Source organism: Modestobacter lacusdianchii, from assembly GCF_054177765.1.
Genome location: NZ_JBJJTJ010000003.1, coordinates 12,138 through 28,394, shown reverse-complemented (window position 1 = coordinate 28,394; position 16,257 = coordinate 12,138). Strand labels below are relative to the sequence as shown.

At 75.7% G+C, this 16,257-nt stretch carries 15 protein-coding genes and 1 pseudogene; 8 read left to right on the top strand and 8 right to left on the bottom strand.

Going from position 1 to position 16,257, the window contains the following annotated elements:
* From ACJTNH_RS02730 to ACJTNH_RS02720, 3 genes are all read right to left on the bottom strand, one after another.
* A complete protein-coding gene (locus ACJTNH_RS02730) occupies positions 1–1,461 on the bottom strand; it encodes a hypothetical protein (RefSeq protein ID WP_458172733.1) in 1,461 nt (486 codons plus the stop codon).
* A complete protein-coding gene (locus ACJTNH_RS02725; RefSeq protein ID WP_458172732.1) occupies positions 1,461–1,958 on the bottom strand; it encodes a SigE family RNA polymerase sigma factor in 498 nt (165 codons plus the stop codon). Before ACJTNH_RS02725 ends, ACJTNH_RS02730 begins: the two co-directional genes overlap by 1 nt.
* A 203-nt stretch (positions 1,959–2,161) precedes the next feature.
* Positions 2,162–2,956 (bottom strand): hypothetical protein, encoded by a 795-nt coding sequence (locus tag ACJTNH_RS02720; RefSeq protein WP_458172731.1) that lies wholly within the window; start codon positions 2,954–2,956, stop codon positions 2,162–2,164.
* A gap of 115 nt (positions 2,957–3,071) precedes the next feature.
* Here ACJTNH_RS02720 and ACJTNH_RS02715 point away from each other — a divergent pair.
* Positions 3,072–3,473, top strand: a pseudogene (locus ACJTNH_RS02715) (DinB family protein); the annotation flags it as partial.
* 180 nt (positions 3,474–3,653) lie between these two features.
* On the opposite strand, the gene ACJTNH_RS02710 reads toward ACJTNH_RS02715, so the two are convergent.
* The 4 genes from ACJTNH_RS02710 to ACJTNH_RS02695 form a co-directional block, all read right to left on the bottom strand.
* On the bottom strand, positions 3,654–4,523 hold the full coding sequence (locus ACJTNH_RS02710; protein WP_458172730.1) for a formate/nitrite transporter family protein: 870 nt from the start codon (positions 4,521–4,523) through the stop codon (positions 3,654–3,656).
* Positions 4,524–4,584: 61 nt separating this feature from the next.
* A complete protein-coding gene (cynS, locus tag ACJTNH_RS02705) occupies positions 4,585–5,034 on the bottom strand; it encodes a cyanase (protein WP_458172729.1) in 450 nt (149 codons plus the stop codon).
* Between the two features lie 216 nt (positions 5,035–5,250).
* Positions 5,251–6,435, bottom strand: a complete 1,185-nt coding sequence (locus ACJTNH_RS02700; protein ID WP_458172728.1) for a uroporphyrinogen-III synthase — start codon at positions 6,433–6,435, stop codon at positions 5,251–5,253.
* A 93-nt stretch (positions 6,436–6,528) separates the two neighbouring features.
* Positions 6,529–7,131 (bottom strand): uridine kinase, encoded by a 603-nt coding sequence (locus ACJTNH_RS02695; RefSeq protein WP_458172727.1) that lies wholly within the window; start codon positions 7,129–7,131, stop codon positions 6,529–6,531.
* A 38-nt stretch (positions 7,132–7,169) separates the two neighbouring features.
* Between ACJTNH_RS02695 and ACJTNH_RS02690 the strand changes: the two genes are divergently transcribed.
* The 5 genes from ACJTNH_RS02690 (at position 7,170) to ACJTNH_RS02670 (ending at position 10,271) form a co-directional block, all read left to right on the top strand.
* The gene (locus ACJTNH_RS02690) at positions 7,170–7,661 is read left to right on the top strand and encodes a PH domain-containing protein (protein ID WP_458172726.1); all 492 of its coding nucleotides are present in this window, start codon (positions 7,170–7,172) and stop codon (positions 7,659–7,661) included.
* A 352-nt stretch (positions 7,662–8,013) separates the two neighbouring features.
* Positions 8,014–8,610, top strand: coding sequence for a translation initiation factor IF-3 (gene infC, locus ACJTNH_RS02685; RefSeq protein ID WP_458172917.1), 597 nt, complete (start codon positions 8,014–8,016; stop codon positions 8,608–8,610).
* Between the two features lie 82 nt (positions 8,611–8,692).
* A complete protein-coding gene (gene rpmI, locus ACJTNH_RS02680) occupies positions 8,693–8,887 on the top strand; it encodes a 50S ribosomal protein L35 (RefSeq protein ID WP_222196142.1) in 195 nt (64 codons plus the stop codon).
* 36 nt (positions 8,888–8,923) lie between these two features.
* Positions 8,924–9,313 carry a 50S ribosomal protein L20 gene (gene rplT, locus ACJTNH_RS02675; RefSeq protein WP_458172725.1) on the top strand — a complete coding sequence of 130 codons (390 nt, stop codon included), beginning with the start codon at positions 8,924–8,926 and terminating at the stop codon, positions 9,311–9,313.
* 154 nt (positions 9,314–9,467) lie between these two features.
* On the top strand, positions 9,468–10,271 hold the full coding sequence (locus ACJTNH_RS02670) for a TrmH family RNA methyltransferase (protein ID WP_458172724.1): 804 nt from the start codon (positions 9,468–9,470) through the stop codon (positions 10,269–10,271).
* A 69-nt stretch (positions 10,272–10,340) separates the two neighbouring features.
* Here ACJTNH_RS02670 and ACJTNH_RS02665 read toward each other — a convergent pair whose 3' ends face one another.
* Entirely contained in the window at positions 10,341–12,593 is a 2,253-nt protein-coding gene (locus ACJTNH_RS02665; protein WP_458172723.1) for a diguanylate cyclase domain-containing protein, read from the bottom strand.
* 126 nt (positions 12,594–12,719) lie between these two features.
* On the opposite strand from ACJTNH_RS02665, the gene pheS reads away from it, so the two are divergent.
* Positions 12,720–13,787, top strand: a complete 1,068-nt coding sequence (gene pheS, locus ACJTNH_RS02660) for a phenylalanine--tRNA ligase subunit alpha (protein WP_458172722.1) — start codon at positions 12,720–12,722, stop codon at positions 13,785–13,787.
* On the top strand, positions 13,787–16,249 hold the full coding sequence (gene pheT / locus ACJTNH_RS02655) for a phenylalanine--tRNA ligase subunit beta (RefSeq protein WP_458172721.1): 2,463 nt from the start codon (positions 13,787–13,789) through the stop codon (positions 16,247–16,249). Before pheS ends, pheT begins: the two co-directional genes overlap by 1 nt.
* Positions 16,250–16,257 lie beyond the last annotated feature (8 nt).

Genomic DNA, 16,257 nt, shown 5'->3' with positions numbered 1-16,257 from the left:
TCAGTCCCAGCCGGCCGTGGCGCTGATCGACTCCAGGCCGTCGTACCCCAGCGGCTCGGTGCGTCCCAGCGAGGTGCCGTCAGCGGTCAGGAACTCCGCCGCGGCCACGTCGTCAGGTGCCGGCACCACCGCGGCGCCGCCGGTCAGCGGGACCTCGGTGGCCCGGGCGCCCGACCCGTCCACCAGCCAGGCGCTCGCGGCGGAGGCCGGACCGACCAGCACCAGCTGGTGCTCCAGCTCGGCCCCGCCTCCGGAGGCGCCCGCGCAGTCCAGCAGGAACAGCTGCTCGGCCGGCGGCGTGCCGGCCGGCCGGAGGTCGGCGCCGCACCAGGTGCTGCCGGTGGCCCCCTCCTCGCCCATCTGCTGGCTGAGCAGCGCCTCCAGGTAGACCGCTCCCGACGGCAGGGTCGCGCTGAGCAGCTGCAGCCGACCGGGCGGGCCGGTCACCGCCGGGACGTCGCCGGCCCAGACCACGGCCAGGTCGAGCTCCTCGGCCGGCAGCCCGGTGATCCGCAGGACGTGGTCGACCCCGCCGGACAGCACCGACCGGGCGCTCGCGGGACCGGGTTCGCCGCGCAGCCAGTCGACCGGCACGTCGGGGGCGGACGACGGCCAGGCCGAGCGGAACGCCGTGGGCATCGCGGTGACCAGCTCGACGCCGTCCCGGAGCACCCGGTAGCGCAGCGCCTCGTCGTAGGTGCCCGCGGCCGGCCCGGGCGCCAGCACGGCCACCCCGCCGGGTGCGTCGACCGACTCGAACGAGCGGCTGACCGTGCCGTCGGCGGCCACCTCCGGCCGTCGCGACACCTCGACCTCGTCGCCCGGGGCGGCGACGACCACCAGCGCGCCGGTCGCCGCGTCCGACAGCGCCAGCGGGGTGCCGAGGTCGATGCCGCCCAGCAGCCCGGCCGGCTGCAGCTGGTCCGGTGCGGCACCGGTCGGGCCGGTGAACCACGCGGCCGCCAGACCGGAGACCGGGCCGGCCGGCTCGGAGCCGATCGTGTCCTCCGCGACCAGCAGCGCCCAGCGGCCACCGGGCACGTCCCCGGCGAAGACCACCCGCCGGCTGTCCAGGGAGGGCTCGGTCAGGGCCGTGGGCCGGGCCGGGTCGTCGGCCTCGGTCCAGGGCAGCTGCCGCACGGCCGCCACGAACGCGGCGTCCCCGGCCAGCGAGCCGCGGGCCGGCCCGGCCAGGACGTCGGCCGCCGCGGCCGCCGCCTCCGGACCGGCCGCATCGGCGCCGACGGCGGTGGCCGGCTCGGCCGACGGTGCACCGTCCAGCACGGTGGCGGTCAGCACGACCAGGCCGGCCACCGCGGCCGCGACCGCCGCCGTCCCCAGCGCCTGCCGGCGCTGGCTGCGGTGCCGGGCCGCGACCACCGCGGCCAGCCGCTCGCGCGGAGGGGGAGCGGTGTGCTCGGCCAGCCGGGTCAGCCGGGTGCGCAGCTCGACGTCGTCCATCACGCGCCCTCCTCGGCGCCGGCCAGCACGGGGCCGGTGAGCGCGGCGCGCAGCCGCTGGAGCCCGCGGGCGGTCTGGGTGTTCACGGTGCTGGCCGAGCAGCCCATCGCGTCGGCGGTCTGCTGCTCGGAGAGGTCGGCGTAGTAGCGCAGCACGACGGCGGTGCGCATGCGCGGGGGCAGGGCGCGCAGTGCGGTCCGCAGCTCCTCGTCGTCCTCCGGGACCGACGGCGCGGCCCGGTCGGGCAGCGTCTCGACGACCTGCTCGGTGGTCGACAGCCGGCGCCGCCAGCTGGTGTGCGTGGTCACCAGCACCCGACGCACGTAGGCGGTCGGTTCGCCGGAGCGGGTGATCCGCCCCCAGTGCCGGTAGCTCTTCAGCAGGGCGGTCTGCACCAGGTCCTCCGCATGGCCGCGGTCGCCGGCGAGCAGGACCGCCAGCCGCAGCAGAGCAGGCTGTTCCCGGGACACGAAGTCCTCGAAGCCCGTCCGGTCCACGTCCTGGGTCCCCTCTCGCCGTCCGTCACCCCGTACACGCGATGGGACGCCCAGCGGACCCACAGCGACGGTCACGAACGGGTCACGATCGGCGGGACGACGCTGTCCTCCCGCAGCAACGGCTGCCCTCCTGCACCAACGCTGGTGCGGGAGGACAGTCTTCGATCAAGTGCCCTGATCGATGCTGCGGCGGCGCGAGGGGGTCAGGTAGGTGGGAGCTCGAGGTCGGCGAGGGCCGCGGTGACGTCGTCCTCGCGGACGAAGTCCAGCGCGAGGAGGCGGTGCACCAGGACGCCGCGGCGGGTCAGCCGCAGGTCGGCCGGGCGCAGCTTCGGCCGCACCGCGCCGGGGCGGGAGGCGACCAGCGGCGGGTCGAGCAGGCCGGCCTGCTGCAGGTCGGTGAGGTCCTCGCGGGCGCCCCAGGCCCGCCAGCTGCGCGGCTCGTCCTCCAGTGCGCCCACCGGCAGCGGAGCCCGGTCGCGCCGGCCGACGGCGGCCAGGAACACCAGCTGCCGCCAGCTGCACGACTCGGCAAGCTGCAGCGCGCGGGCGGCCAGCGCCACGTCGACGTCGGGGGAGACCACGACCTCGGCCACCAGGTAGCCCAGGTGCCGCACCCGCCGCTCCTCGGTGGTCGCCCGGGCGGCCTGGACGACGTCCTCGACCAGCCGCTCGGCGGCCGACCGGGACGCGGTGCTCACGCTGAAGAAGCCGTCGCCGCGGACGGCGCGGCCCTGGGCGGAGCGGGTGACCGACAGCTCGGCGACGAAGGCCAGCACGGCGCCGGCCCGGGCGCGCTCCCAGGTCAGCGGCAGCTCGGCGGCCGCGGCGGCGGCGTCGCGGAGCACCGAGGCGATCCGCTCGTCCAGCCGCAGCGGGCTGTCCTCGGGGGCGAACAGCAGGCCGGCGACGGCGCGGCTCATCGACCCGGCGACCAGCTCACCGGTCTCGACCAGGTCCCGGCCGGGTGCGTGCTCGTTGCCCAGGGAGTCCCTCACGCGGCGATCATGGCCCGCAGCGGCCGGGGACGCACGTGGCCGCCGGGGCTCCTCACCACAGCGGGGCAGCCGGTACGCCCCTGCCCGCGGCCCGGCGGCGCTACGGTCCCCGGGCATGACCGAGCGACGGGTGCTGCCGGTGCTGCTCCGCGGCTGGGACGACGCCCGGACCAGGCTGGACCACCGGCTGAGCGGGCTGGGCGACGCCGAGTACCTGGACGAGCCGGTGCGCGGCGCCTGGTCGGTGCGTCCCGGTGCGGACGGCGTCTGGCGGGCGGACCTGGCCGACCCGGCACCGGACCCGCCGCCGGTGACCACGATCGCCTGGCGGCTGTGGCACCTGGCCGCGGGCTGCCTGGCCACCTACCTGGCCGACTCCCCGGCCGGCCACCCGCTGGCCGTGACCGGGCGCGACTGGCACGGCGACGCCGCGACGGCGCTGCGCGACCTGGACGTCGCGGCGACCGCGTTCCGGTCGGCGATGGCCGAGCTGGGGGGAGGACGGCGTCTGGCGGCCGCTGGGGCCGGCGTGGGGCCCCTACGCCGAGGACAGCTGGGCCGACCTGCTGGTGCACGCCACCGACGAGCTGGCCCACCACGGCGCCGAGATCGCCCTGCTGCGCGACCTCCACCGCTGGCGCTGACGCCACCGAGGCGGCCCTCCCCGGTGGGGAGGACCGCCTCGGCGGGTGACCGGTCAGCGGGTGCCGACCGGCTCGTTCTCGACCGGCAGGCTCATCGTGTCGGGCACCAGCGGGGCCGGCGTCCGCGGGGCCGCGGTGCGGGCGTGGGTGGCGTAGAGGGTCAGCCCGACGAAGGTGACCCCGCCGACCAGGTTGCCGAGCACCGTGGGGATCTCGTTCCAGACCAGGTAGTCGCCGACGGAGAAGTCACCGCCGAGCAGCAGGCCGGAGGGGAACAGGAACATGTTCACGATGGAGTGCTCGAAGCCCATGTAGAAGAACAGCAGGATGGGCATCCACATCGCGATGACCTTGCCCGAGACCGAGGTGGACATCATCGCGGCGACCACGCCGGTGGAGACCATCCAGTTGCACAGCACCGCGCGGATGAACAGGGTCAGCATCCCGGCCGCGCCGTGGTCGGCGTAGCCCACCGTGCGACCCTCACCGATCGTGCCGATCGCCTGGCCCACCTCGTTCGGTGGCATGGAGAACGCGAAGGTGAAGATCACCGCCATCATCACCGCGACGGTGAAGGCGCCGGCGAAGTTGCCGGTGAACACCAGACCCCAGTTGCGCAGCATGCCGCGCACGGTGACCCCGCGGCGCCGGTCGAACAGCGCCAGCGGCACCAGGGTGAACACCCCGGTCAGCAGGTCGAAGCCGAGCAGGTAGAGCAGACAGAAGCCGACCGGGAAGAGCAGGGCCCCGACGATCGGCTGGCCGGTCTGCACGGTGACCGTGACGGCGAACGCCGCGGCCAGCGCCAGGATCGCCCCGGCCATGAACGCGCGGATCAGGGTGTCCCGGGTGGCCATGAAGACCTTGGCCTCACCCGCGTCGATCATCTTGGTGACGAAGTCCTTCGGGGTCACGTACGACATGCGCGTGCTCCTTCGTTGCGGGGGAACGGGGGGAGGGACGTCGGGGTGCGCCGGGGCGCGGTCACCAGCGGTAGTCCAGGAACTTGCCGTCGAGGGTGATGACCACCCGGTCGCCGTCCGGGTCGGGACGGCGGGCGATGTCGACCTTGAAGTTGATCGCGCTCATGATCCCGTCGCCGAACTCCTCGTGGACCAGCTCCTTGAGCGCCGGGCCGTAGACCGACAGCGCCTCCAGCAGGCGGTACACGGTGGGGTCGGCCATCGCGGCCGGGTCGCTGCCGCGGTAGGGCTGCAGCTGCAGGCTCTCCGCGACGGCGTCGTCCAGCTCGAGCAGCCGGCACACCGCCTCGGCCTGGTCGCGGGTCATCGGGTGCTGGCCGAGCAGGGCGGCGGTGGTCCAGACCAGCGGTGCGCCGATCTCCTCGGCCAGCCGGGCCCAGGTCAGCCCACGCCGGATCCGGGCCGCGACGACCAGGTCGGCGGCGTCGGCCTTGGGCAGGATCGGGGTCATCGAGCTCCTCGTGCGCGGACGGCGGCGCGCCGGCCCCCGGGTCCGACCGGGACGTCGCCTGGTCGGCTCCGCGGAGCGGCATCGCCGGACCCCTCGGGTGAGGGGGTCGGCCGAACGCTAGGGAGCGGGCATGTCGGTCACGGCTCGCCGGCGTGACCCTTGCGGAACATGCGCCTCACCACGGCGGCCGTGCGCCGGTGAGGCCCGGTGCGGGCCTCAGAGGGCCAGGCGGTACCCGCGCTTGACCACGGTCTCCACGACCGGTGCGCCCAGTGCGGCGCGCAGCCGGGTCACCGCCATCTCCACCGCGTGGGCGTCACTGCCGCCGGAGAGCTCGGTGAGCAGGTCCGGCCGGGAGACGACGACGCCGGGCCGGCGGGCCAGCGCCCGCAGCACCGCCATCGGGCCGGGCGGGAGCTCGACCAGCCGACCGTCCAGGACGGCGGCGTGCCCGCGCACCTGCAGGGTGTGCGGCCCCAGCTGCAGCACCGGGTGCCGGGCCGGGAGCGCGGAGACGACCTCACGGGCCAGGGCACCGAGGCGGGCGCGTTCGGGCTGGACGGTGCGGATGCCGACCGCCTCCAGCGGGCCGGCGGTCACCGGGCCGACGGCGACCGGCAGCACGGCGTCGGCGAAGGCGGCCAGCACCCCGGCGCGCACGCCCTCCTCGCCGGCCACCTGCAGCAGGCTGGCCGCGGCCGGCGCGCTGGTGAAGGTGACCGCGTCGACGCCGCGGGCGGCGACCACCGCCACCAGCCGGCGCAGCGGGGCGGTGTCCTCGGGCAGCACCCAGCGGTAGACCGGCACGGTCAGCACGTCGGCCCCCGCCCGGCGCAGGCCGGCGACGAGGTCGGGCAGCGGGTCACCGTGCAGCTGGACGGCGACCCGCCGCCCCTCGATCGGTCCCTCGGCCCCGGACAGCAGGTGCTCCAGCACCTCCGCGGAGCTCTCCGACTCCGGTGACCAGGCGTCCACCAGACCCGCGCCGCGGATGGCGCCGCGGGCCTTGGGGCCCCGGGCCAGCACCCGGGCGTCCTGCAGGTGCTCGCGCAGCGGGAGGTCCCAGGCCTCGGCCGCCTCGAGCCAGCCGCGGAAGCCGACGCCGGTGGTGGCGACGACCAGGTCCACCGGCTCGGCGAGCACCTCGCGGGTGGCCGAGACGAGGTCGGCGTCGTCGGACAGCGGCACGATCCGGATCGCCGGGGCGTGGACCACCCGGGCGCCACGCCGGTCCAGCAGCGCGCCGAGCTCCTCGCTGCGCCGGGCGGCGGTGACCGCGACGGTGTAGCCGGCCAGCGGCAGCAGCTCGGCGGCCGGGGGATCGGCGGCCGGGGCCTGCGCAGCCGCCGGGGCGGCGTCGACCGAGCTGTCCAGCGGGAGGTCGGGCGAGCTGTCGGTCACCGGTCCATGGTGCGTCCTCGGTGTTCCGGGCGTGTGACGGCCGGGTCGACGCGTCGTGCCCGAGCCGGTGGCCGCGTCCGCGTTCGTGCCCCGTCAGTCCAGCCGGGTGAACGACCCCGGCGCGTCCGGGACGGCCGGTGCGCCGTCGACCCGCAGGTCGGCCCGGGCCCGGGTGTCCTCGGCGGCGAACACGGCGGCCTCCTCGGCCTGCCAGCGCAGCCACTGCGCTCGCAGCGCCACGCCGTCGCGGTCCAGCCCCCGGCGCAGCCGCAGCCCGGCCGGCGCCTCGACCCAGACCCGCAGGGTGGTGGACCGGTCCCACGAGCGCGGGGCGCTGCCGCAGCCCTCGACCACCAGGGCCGGCGCGACCGGGACGACCGTCGCCTCGGCGGCGAACACCTCCCGGGACCAGTCGTAGCGGTGGTAGGCGCCCGGCCGGCCCGACCGCAGCGGCTCCAGCACGCCCTCGGCCAACCGCTCGGTCGCACCGGCCATGGTCCAGCCGGCGTAGACGTCGTCCATGTGCACCAGGGGCGCCGCCAGCGCCGCGGCCAGCCGGTCCCCGAAGGTCGTCTTGCCCGACCCCGCGGGGCCGTCGACGCAGACCAGCCGGGTGGCCCCCAGCCGGGGCGTCGAGGCGAGCACGCCGGTCGCGAGCGCGGCGAAGGTGCCGCCGTCCGCCGCTCCCACCTGCACACCTGCACTCTGCCAGCGGGTGCGTGCAGGATGGGCACGTGCCTGCCGACCCCGCGCCCGCCCCGGTCTCCGCCGTCCCGCGCCGGCTGCGGCTGATCACCGCGCTGATGGCCGCCGGTCTCGTGCTCGCGATGACCGTGGTCGCCGTCCTGCTCAAGGAGTCGACCACCGGCGTCGTCTCCTTCCAGACCGTCGACCAGGTGGCGATGGTCGGCCTGGGCATCGCCCTCGGCGCCGGGCTGATGCTGCTGGGCCGGTCCCGGGTCGACGCCGACGCCGACGGGGTCCGGGTGCGCAACGTCCTGATGAACCACGAGCTGCCCTGGTCGGCGGTGCGGGCGGTGCGCTTCGACCAGCACTCGCCGTGGGCGTCCCTGCTGCTGACCAACGGCGACGAGCTGGCCGTCTCCGCCGTCCAGGCCGCCGACGGGGCCCGGGCACTGACCGCCGTCCGCGGGCTCCGGGCGCTGCTGGCCGACCACCAGGCGCGGCACGCCGTCCCGGAACCGGACCTGCTGTACCCCGACTGACGGCCCGAGGGACGACGCCGCACCCCCGGGAATGACGGGAGGCACCCCGGCGCTGTACAGTGAGCGCGCCTCCCCCCGCTACATCGAGGCGCGTGAACCACGATGGTCGGGCCCGACAGGGTCAGGCCGTCTACCAAAGAGGAGCCCGCTCCCACCTGGCGCCGTCACAGGCGCCCAGGTCCCCGGTTCGCGGTGACCGGCACGTCCGGCCACCGCCGCTGCGCAGCACCCTGCCCCGGGTGACGGACAGCGTCCGGCGAGTGGGCCCCGTGAGCAACTGCTCACGGGGCCTTTTCCGTCGGTGCCCCGGGTGGGCTGACGAGCTCCTCCCCGCAGCAGCAGAGGAGAGGCCATCACCGAGCCCCGCATCAACGACCGCATCCGCGTCCCCGAGGTCCGCCTGGTCGGGCCCGAGGGCGAGCAGGTCGGCGTCGTGTCGATCAACGAGGCGCTGCGCCTGGCGCAGGACTCCGAGCTCGACCTGGTCGAGGTCGCCCCCATGGCGCGGCCGCCGGTCGTCAAGCTCATGGACTACGGCAAGTTCAAGTACGAGGCCGCCCAGAAGGCCCGCGAGGCCCGGCGGAACCAGGCGCTCACCGTCATCAAGGAGATGCGGCTGCGCCTGAAGATCGACCCGCACGACTACGAGACCAAGAAGGGCCACGTCGAGCGCTTCCTCAAGGGCGGCGACAAGGTCAAGATCACCGTGATGTTCCGCGGTCGCGAGCAGTCCCGCCCGGAGATGGGCTACAAGCTGCTCCAGCGGCTCGCCGGCGACGTCGCCGACCTCGGGGTGGTCGAGTCCAACCCGAAGCAGGACGGCCGGAACATGGTCATGGTGATCGCGCCGCACCGGAACCAGGCGGCGACCGACGCGGCGCGGCGGAGTGCCAAGCAGGAGAAGCAGGACGCCAACGAGGCACCGGCGGAGCAGGCACCTCCCGCCTGAGCGGTCAGCACCACCCAGACGCACCCGGCGCCGGGCAGCACTGTGCTGCGCGGCGCCGGGCAGACACGAACAGGACGCAGAGATGCCGAAGAACAAGACGCACAAGGGCACTGCCAAGCGCATCCGCGTGACGGGCACCGGGAAGCTGGTGGGCGAGCACCAGAACAACCAGCACAAGTTCGAGGCCAAGTCCTCCTCCCGGAAGCGCCGCATCAGCGGCACCGGTGTGCTGTCGAAGGCCGACACCCCCCGGATGAAGAAGCTCCTCGGTCTCTGACCGCCCCTTACCTGACGAGCAGAACGGAGCTCTCACGTGGCACGCGTGAAGCGGGCGGTCAACGCCCAGAAGAAGCGTCGTACGACCCTCGAGGCAGCCAGCGGTTACCGCGGCCAGCGCTCGCGGCTGTACCGCAAGGCCAAGGAGCAGATCCTCCACTCGGCCACCTACAACTACCGCGACCGCAAGGTCCGCAAGGGTGACTTCCGCAAGCTGTGGATCACCCGGATCAACGCGGCCGCGCGGCAGAACGACATGACCTACAACCGCTTCATGCAGGGCCTCAAGCTGGCCGGCATCGAGCTGGACCGTCGTGTCCTCGCCGAGCTCGCCGTGAACGAGCCCGCCACCTTCGCCTCGCTGGTGGAGTCCGCCCGGGCCGCGCTCGTCGCGAACCCCGAGGCGACCGGCGCCCAGGCAGCCTGATCCTGGACGCACCTGCCTCCGGGCAGGAGCGCCCCGCCCGGTGACCTCCCAGCAGGACGCGGGCAGCACGACCTGGCGACGCCGTCGCCGGTGGGTCCGAGACCTGCCGGCGGCGGCGTCGCCGTCTGTCCGCCCCCGTCCCGAGAGGTCACCCGTGCCCGATCTGCTGACCGAGCGCTCCGCGCGGGTCGCCGCTGCCCGCAAGCTGACCCGGCGCAGCGGCCGGGACGACGCCGGTGCCTTCCTCGCCGAGGGGCGCCAGGCGGTCGGTGAGGCGCTGGCCGAGGCCGCGACCGACCCGGCCGCCGTCCGGGAGCTGTTCGTCACCGAGGCCGCCGCGGCCACCCACCGTGACCTCCTGGCCGGGGCCCGGGTGCCGGTGCACCTGGTCACCGAGCGGGCCGCGGCTTCGCTGTCGGAGACGGTCACCCCCCAGGGGCTGGTCGCCGTCTGCGCGCTGCGCGACGTGCCGGCGCAGACCCTCGTCGCCGACCCGCCGCGGCTGGCGGTGGCGTTCGCCGAGCTCAACGACCCGGGCAACGCCGGGACGGTGCTGCGCACCGCCGACGCGTGCGGCGCCGGAGCGGTGGTGTTCGGCGCCGGCTCCACCGACCCGTACCACGGCAAGGTCGTGCGCAGCAGCGCCGGCAGCCTGTTCCACGTCGACGTGGTGCGCAGCACGCCGCTGGCCGAGCTCGTGCCGCAGCTGCAGGCCGCGGGGGTGACGGTGCTGGCCGCCGACGGCGGGGGAGAGGTCGCCCTGGACGCCGCCGGGGACGAGGGCCTCCTGGCCGCGCCGGTGCTCTGGTTGTTCGGCAACGAGGCCCGGGGCCTGGACCCGCAGCTGGCCGCCGCGGCCGACGCCCGGGTGCGGATCCCGATGCGCGGCCGGGCCGAGAGCCTGAACCTGTCGGTCGCCGCCTCGATCTGCCTCTACGTCACCCAGCTCGCGCAGTAGCTGGAGGCCCCTCCTCCCCACCCCTCGCGAGCTCGTCGCGGGACGCTGCGGCGCGGCCGACCGCGGGGACTACACGCCTGCGTCGGCGGGGTGCTTGCTGGCGTACATCCGGGCGTCGGCCCGGTGCAGCAGCTGGCCGAACTCGGCGCCGTCCTCGGGGTGCACGCTGACCCCGATGCTGGCCGACACCTGCACCGGCTCCCCGCCCAGCAGCACCGGCTCGGCGATCGCGGCGCACAGTTGCCCGACCACCAGCCAGGCCTCGGCCAGCGCAGTGGCCGGGTCGAGCCCGGGCAGGCCGACCAGGAACTCGTCACCGCCCAGCCGGGCGAGCAGGTCGCCGCGGCGCAGCCGGGCCCGCAGCCGGTCGGCGACCACCTGCAGCAGCTCGTCGCCGGCCGCGTGCCCGCGGGCGTCGTTCACCGCCTTGAAGCCGTCCAGGTCGAGGAACAGCAGCGCCACGGCGTCCCCGGCCAGCCGGGCCTGCCACAGCGCCGCCTCCATCCGCTCCTCGAACCGGCGCCGGTTGGGCAGCCCGGTGAGCGGGTCGGTGTAGGCGAGCTCCTCGATCTGGGCCAGGTGGCGCCGGGTGCGGTCGCGCTCCTGCAGCAGTTCTCGCTCGACCGTGACCCGGGCCGTGACGTCGGTCTGCACCCCGATGTACTGCACGACGGCCCCGCCGGCGTCCCGCACCGGCGCCAGGTGGATCTCGTTCCACCACGGCTCCCGGTCCGGTCCCCGGTGGTTGAGCAGCGTGGCCCGGAACTCCGCCCCCTCCCGGATGGCGGCCCGCATCCGAGCCACCACGCCCGGGTCGGTGTCCGGGCCCTGCAGGAAGCGGCAGTTGCGGCCCAGCACCTGGGCGGCGCTCAGCCCGGCGAGCTGCTCGAACGCGGCGTTGACGTAGAGCAGCGGCTGGTCGGGCGCGGTCATGTCGGCGATGGCGACGCCGCTGGTCGTGGCGGCCAGCGCGCGGTGCAGCAGCACCTCCTCGACGGTCCCGCCGTCGGGCGCCACGGTCAGGACGGCGGCAGGGGGGCCGGCGTCGGCGTCCGCCGGGCCGGCCGGCGCCGACTGCGCGGCGACGCGGGCCACCAGCGCGATGCCGGCCCGCTCCACGGTGCGGCGGTCGTAGGTCAGCGCGTACTCGTACCGCCGCTGCCGGTCGGGGCCCCCGTCGCCCAGGTCCCGGGCCAGCAGTGCGGCGCTGAAGTGCGGGCTGAGCACCACGACGTCCCACTCGCCGCGCACCGGGTCGGTGGGCGCCAGGTCGGCCCCCCGGACGCCGGGCACCGGCTCGACGGGCAGGTCCTCACCGAGGGCGGCGACGAAGCCGGTGCGGGCGACCAGGTCGCGGTAGCGCAGCGACGTGGCCGGGGTGAAGTGCCGGGCCTCCTGGAAGGTGGCCGCCACGACGCAGGTCTCGCCGAGCCGCATCGCCTGCCGTTCCAGGTGCTTGCTCAGCTCGATCAGCAGCGCCTTGGGCGCGGTGCGCAGCTGCGTGCCCGCGGGCAGGCAGCCGAACGGGCTGTCGAGGGTGTCCACGGAGCGCGGCTCCGCGCGGGGCAGGTCGAGGGAACCGACGGGTCGGTCGGGCACCGCCGTGGGGCCGGGCCGGCCGAAGTACCACCCCTGGCCGAGGCTCGCGCCCAAGGCCGAGGCCATGGCCAGGTGCTCCTCGTCCTCGATGCCCTCGGCCAGCACCAGCGCGCCGGTCCGCTCGGCGTAGCCGTTGACCGCGTTCATGATCTCGGCGACCGCCGGGCCGGGGCGCTGCTGCACCAGCCGCAGGTCCAGCTTCACCACGTCGGGGCGCAGCAGCGGCATGAACGCCAGCGACATCGACTCCGCGCCGACGTCGTCCAGGGCCACGCCCCAGCCGACCTCCCGCACCCGCTCGACCGCGCGCAGCAGGTCGGCGGGGCGGGTGGCCAGTGCCCGCTCGGTGATCTCCACGACGACCCGGAGGCCCGCCGGCGCGGTGGTCGCGATGGCCAGCAGCTCGTCCAGTGGTGCCGACTCGAGCACCTCGGGCTCGACGTTGACGAACACCGTGAGCGGCGCTCGCAGGTCGGCCGCGACGGCGCCGCGCAGCGCGGCCGAGCGGCACAGCCGGTCCAGCTCGGCCAGCCGGCCGGCGGCACGCGCAGCGGCGAAGAGGGCGTCGGGGGTGTGCAGCGGTCCCTGCGGCCCGCGGGCGAGCGCCTCGTAGGCGACCACGCGGCCGGTGTCCAGCTCGACGATGGGCTGGTAGACGCTGTGCACGGCGGCGGTGTGCAGCACCTCGTCGATCGTGGCGAGGGCCGGCTGGGTGGAGGTCACCTCGCGAGGATCGGCACGTCACCGGCCCGGCGTGCGTCGTCCAGGGGCGAGCCCACCCGTGGGGGTGAGCCCCTGCGGCGGAACCGGGGCGCGGTGACGGCGGTGCGCCGGGCAGAATGGCCTCCCGTGTCTGGCGCCAACGACCCCTACGACCCCAAGCAGGTCGCCGCGCTGTCCGCGGAGGCCCTCGACGCCGCTGTCCAGGCGGCGGCCGAGGCGTTCACCGGGGCGGGTGACCTGGAGGCGCTCGCCGCCGTCCGGCCGGCCCACCTGGGCGACCGCGCCCCGGTGCTCCTGGCCCGGCGTGAGCTCGGTGCACTGCCACCGGCCGCCCGATCGGACGCCGGGAAGCGGGTCAACGCCGCCCGCGTCGCGGTCACCGAGGCCTACGCCGCCCGGCTGGCCGAGCTCGAGGCGGAGCGCGACGCCCGGGTGCTCGCCGAGGAGCGGGTCGACGTCACGCTGCCCTGGGACCGCGCGCCGCGCGGTGCCCGGCACCCGCTCACCACGTTGACCGACCGGATCGCCGACGTCTTCGTCGCGATGGGCTACGAGGTCGCCGAGGGCCCGGAGCTCGAGGCCGAGTGGCTGAACTTCGACGCGCTCAACATCAGCACCGACCACCCGGCGCGGTCGATGATGGACACCTTCTTCGTCGCGCCGGAGGACTCGGGCCTGGTGCTGCGCACGCACACCAGCCCGGTCCAGGCGCGCACCATGCTCGAGCGCCAGCCCCCGATCTACGTCATCGCGCCGGGCCGGGTGTACCGGACCGACGAGCTGGACGCCACGCACACCCCGGTCTTCCACCAGGTCGAGGGCCTCGCCGTCGACCGCGGGCTGACCATGGCCCACCTGCGCGGCACGCTGGACCACCTGGCCCGCCAGCTGTTCGGCGCCGACGCGGTGACCCGCTGGCGGCCCTCCTACTTCCCGTTCACCGAGCCCTCGGCGGAGTTCGACGTGTGGTTCCCCGAGCACCGCGACGGGCCGCGATGGGTGGAGTGGGGCGGCTGCGGGATGGTGAACCCGCGGGTGCTGCGCGCCTGCGGCATCGACCCCGACGAGTACACCGGCTTCGCCTTCGGCATGGGCATCGAGCGGGCCCTGCAGTTCCGCCACGAGGTGGGCGACATGCGCGACATCGTCGAGGGCGATGTCCGGTTCACGCGAGCATTCGGAGTTGAGCAGTAGTGCGCGTTCCCATCGGCTGGCTGGCCGAGCACGTCGACCTGCCCGCGGGCACCACGGTCGAGGAGCTGGACACCGCGTTCGTCCGGCTCGGCCTGGAGGTCGAGGAGGTGCACCGCCCGCCGGTGACCACCGGGCCCCTGGTGGTCGGCCGGGTGCTGGAGATCGAGGAGCTGACCGGCTTCAAGAAGCCGATCCGGTACTGCCAGGTCGACGTCGGCGAGGAGGCTCCGCGCGGCATCGTCTGCGGTGCCCGCAACTTCGCCGTCGGTGACCTGGTGGTCGCCGCGCTGCCCGGCGCCGTGCTGCCCGGCGACTTCGCCATCGCCGCCCGGACGACCTACGACCACGTCTCCGACGGGATGATCTGCTCGGTCCGCGAGCTGGGCATCGGCGAGGACCACGCCGGCATCCTCGTGCTGGGGCAGGAGGGGTTCACCCCGGGCACCCCGGCCGCCGGCGTCCTCGGCCTGGACGACGTGGTCATCGAGCTCAACGTGACCCCCGACCGCGGCTACTGCCTGGCCATGCGCGGCATCGCCCGGGAGATGGGCACCGGCCTCGGCGTCGACTGGCGCGACCCCGGTGCGGCCACCCCGCCCGCCTGGTCCGGTCAGCCGGCCTGGCAGGTCCAGGTCGCCGACCCGACCCGGTGCGACCGGTTCTCCGTGCTGGCGATGGAGGGCCTGGACCCGACCCGGCCGAGCCCGTGGTGGATGCGCCGCCGGCTGGCCCAGTCCGGCATCCGCAGCATCTCGCTGGCCGTCGACGTGACCAACTACGTGATGCTCGAGCTCGGGCAGCCGATGCACGCCTTCGACCGGGACACCGTCACCGGCCCGATCGTCGTCCGCCCGGCCGCGCCGGGGGAGCGGCTGACCACGCTGGACGGCGTCGACCGCGCGCTGGACGCCGACGACCTGCTGGTCACCGACGGCTCCGGCGCGATCGGCCTGGCCGGGGTCATGGGCGGCGCGTCGACCGAGATCAGCGACTCGACGACCGCGGTGCTGCTGGAGGCGGCGCACTGGGAGCCCACCGGCATCGCCCGCACCGTCCGCCGGCACAAGCTGCCCAGTGAGGCGGCCAAGCGGTTCGAGCGGGGCACCGACCCGGAGATGACCGTCGTCGCGCTGGCCCGCGCGGCGGCGCTGCTGGCCGAGTACGGCGGCGCCCGGGTCGTCGGCAGCCCGGTGGACGTCGACACCCGCGGCCCCCGGCCGGTGATCCCGCTGGACGCCGGACGTCCGTCCCGGGTCTCCGGGGTCGCCTACCCGGACTCGCAGGTGATCGACGCGCTGACCGCGGTGGGCGCCTCGGTCGACGCCGACGGTGCGCTGCTGCAGGTCACCCCGCCGTCCTGGCGCCCGGACCTGACCGACCCGGCCGACCTGGTCGAGGAGGTCGTGCGGCTGGCCGGCTACGACGACATCCCGTCGGTGCTGCCCGACGTGCCCCCGGGCCGCGGGCTCACCGACCGCCAGCGTCGCCGGCGCAGCATCGGCCGGGCGCTGGCCGAGGCCGGCTACGTCGAGGCCCCGGCCTACCCGTTCGTCGGCACGCCGGTGCTCGACGCGCTCGGCATCCCCGCCGACGACCCCCGCCGCGCGGTGGTCGTGGTGCGCAACCCGCTGTCGGAGCAGGAGCCGGCGCTGCGCACGACGCTGCTGCCCGGTCTGCTCGGCTCGCTGGCCCGCAACCTGGCCCGCGGCCAGCGCGACGTGGCGCTCTTCGAGCACGGCTCGGTCTTCCCCGGCGACCACCGCGCCCCCGCGCCGATCCCGGGCGTGGCCGGCCGGCCGGACGACGCGACGCTGGCCGCCCTGCTCGGCGCGGTGCCGGAGCAGCCCTGGCACGTCGCCGTGGCGCTCACCGGCAACCGCGAGCCGCGCGGCTGGTGGGGGCCGGGGCGGCCGGTCGACTGGGCCGACGCGGTGCAGGCGGCCCGGGTGGTCGCGGCGACCGCCGGGGTCGAGCTGACCGTGCGCGCCGGTGACCTGGCGCCCTGGCACCCGGGGCGCTGCGCGCAGCTGCTGGTCGGCGACCGGGTGGTCGGCCACGCCGGCGAGCTGCACCCGCGGGTGGTCGCCGCACTCGAGCTCCCGGCGCGCACCTGCGCCATGGAGCTGGACGTCGACGCGCTCCCACCGGCGCCGGTGCAGACCGGCCCGCACGTGTCCACCTTCCCGCCGGTGCTGGTCGACCTGGCGCTGGTGGTCCCGGACGACGTGCCGGCCGCGGCGGTCGACGCGGCGGTCCGGGAGGGGGCGGGGGAGCTGCTGGAGTCGCTGCGGCTCTTCGACGTCTACACCGGCTCGTCGGTGCCGGCCGGGTCGAAGTCGCTGGCCTACGCGCTGACCCTGCGGGCCCCGGACCGCACGCTGACCGGCGAGGACGCCAACGTGGCGCGGGACGCTGCCGCGGCGCTGGCCGCCGAGCGGACGGGAGCGGTCGTCCGTGCGTGAGGACCCCG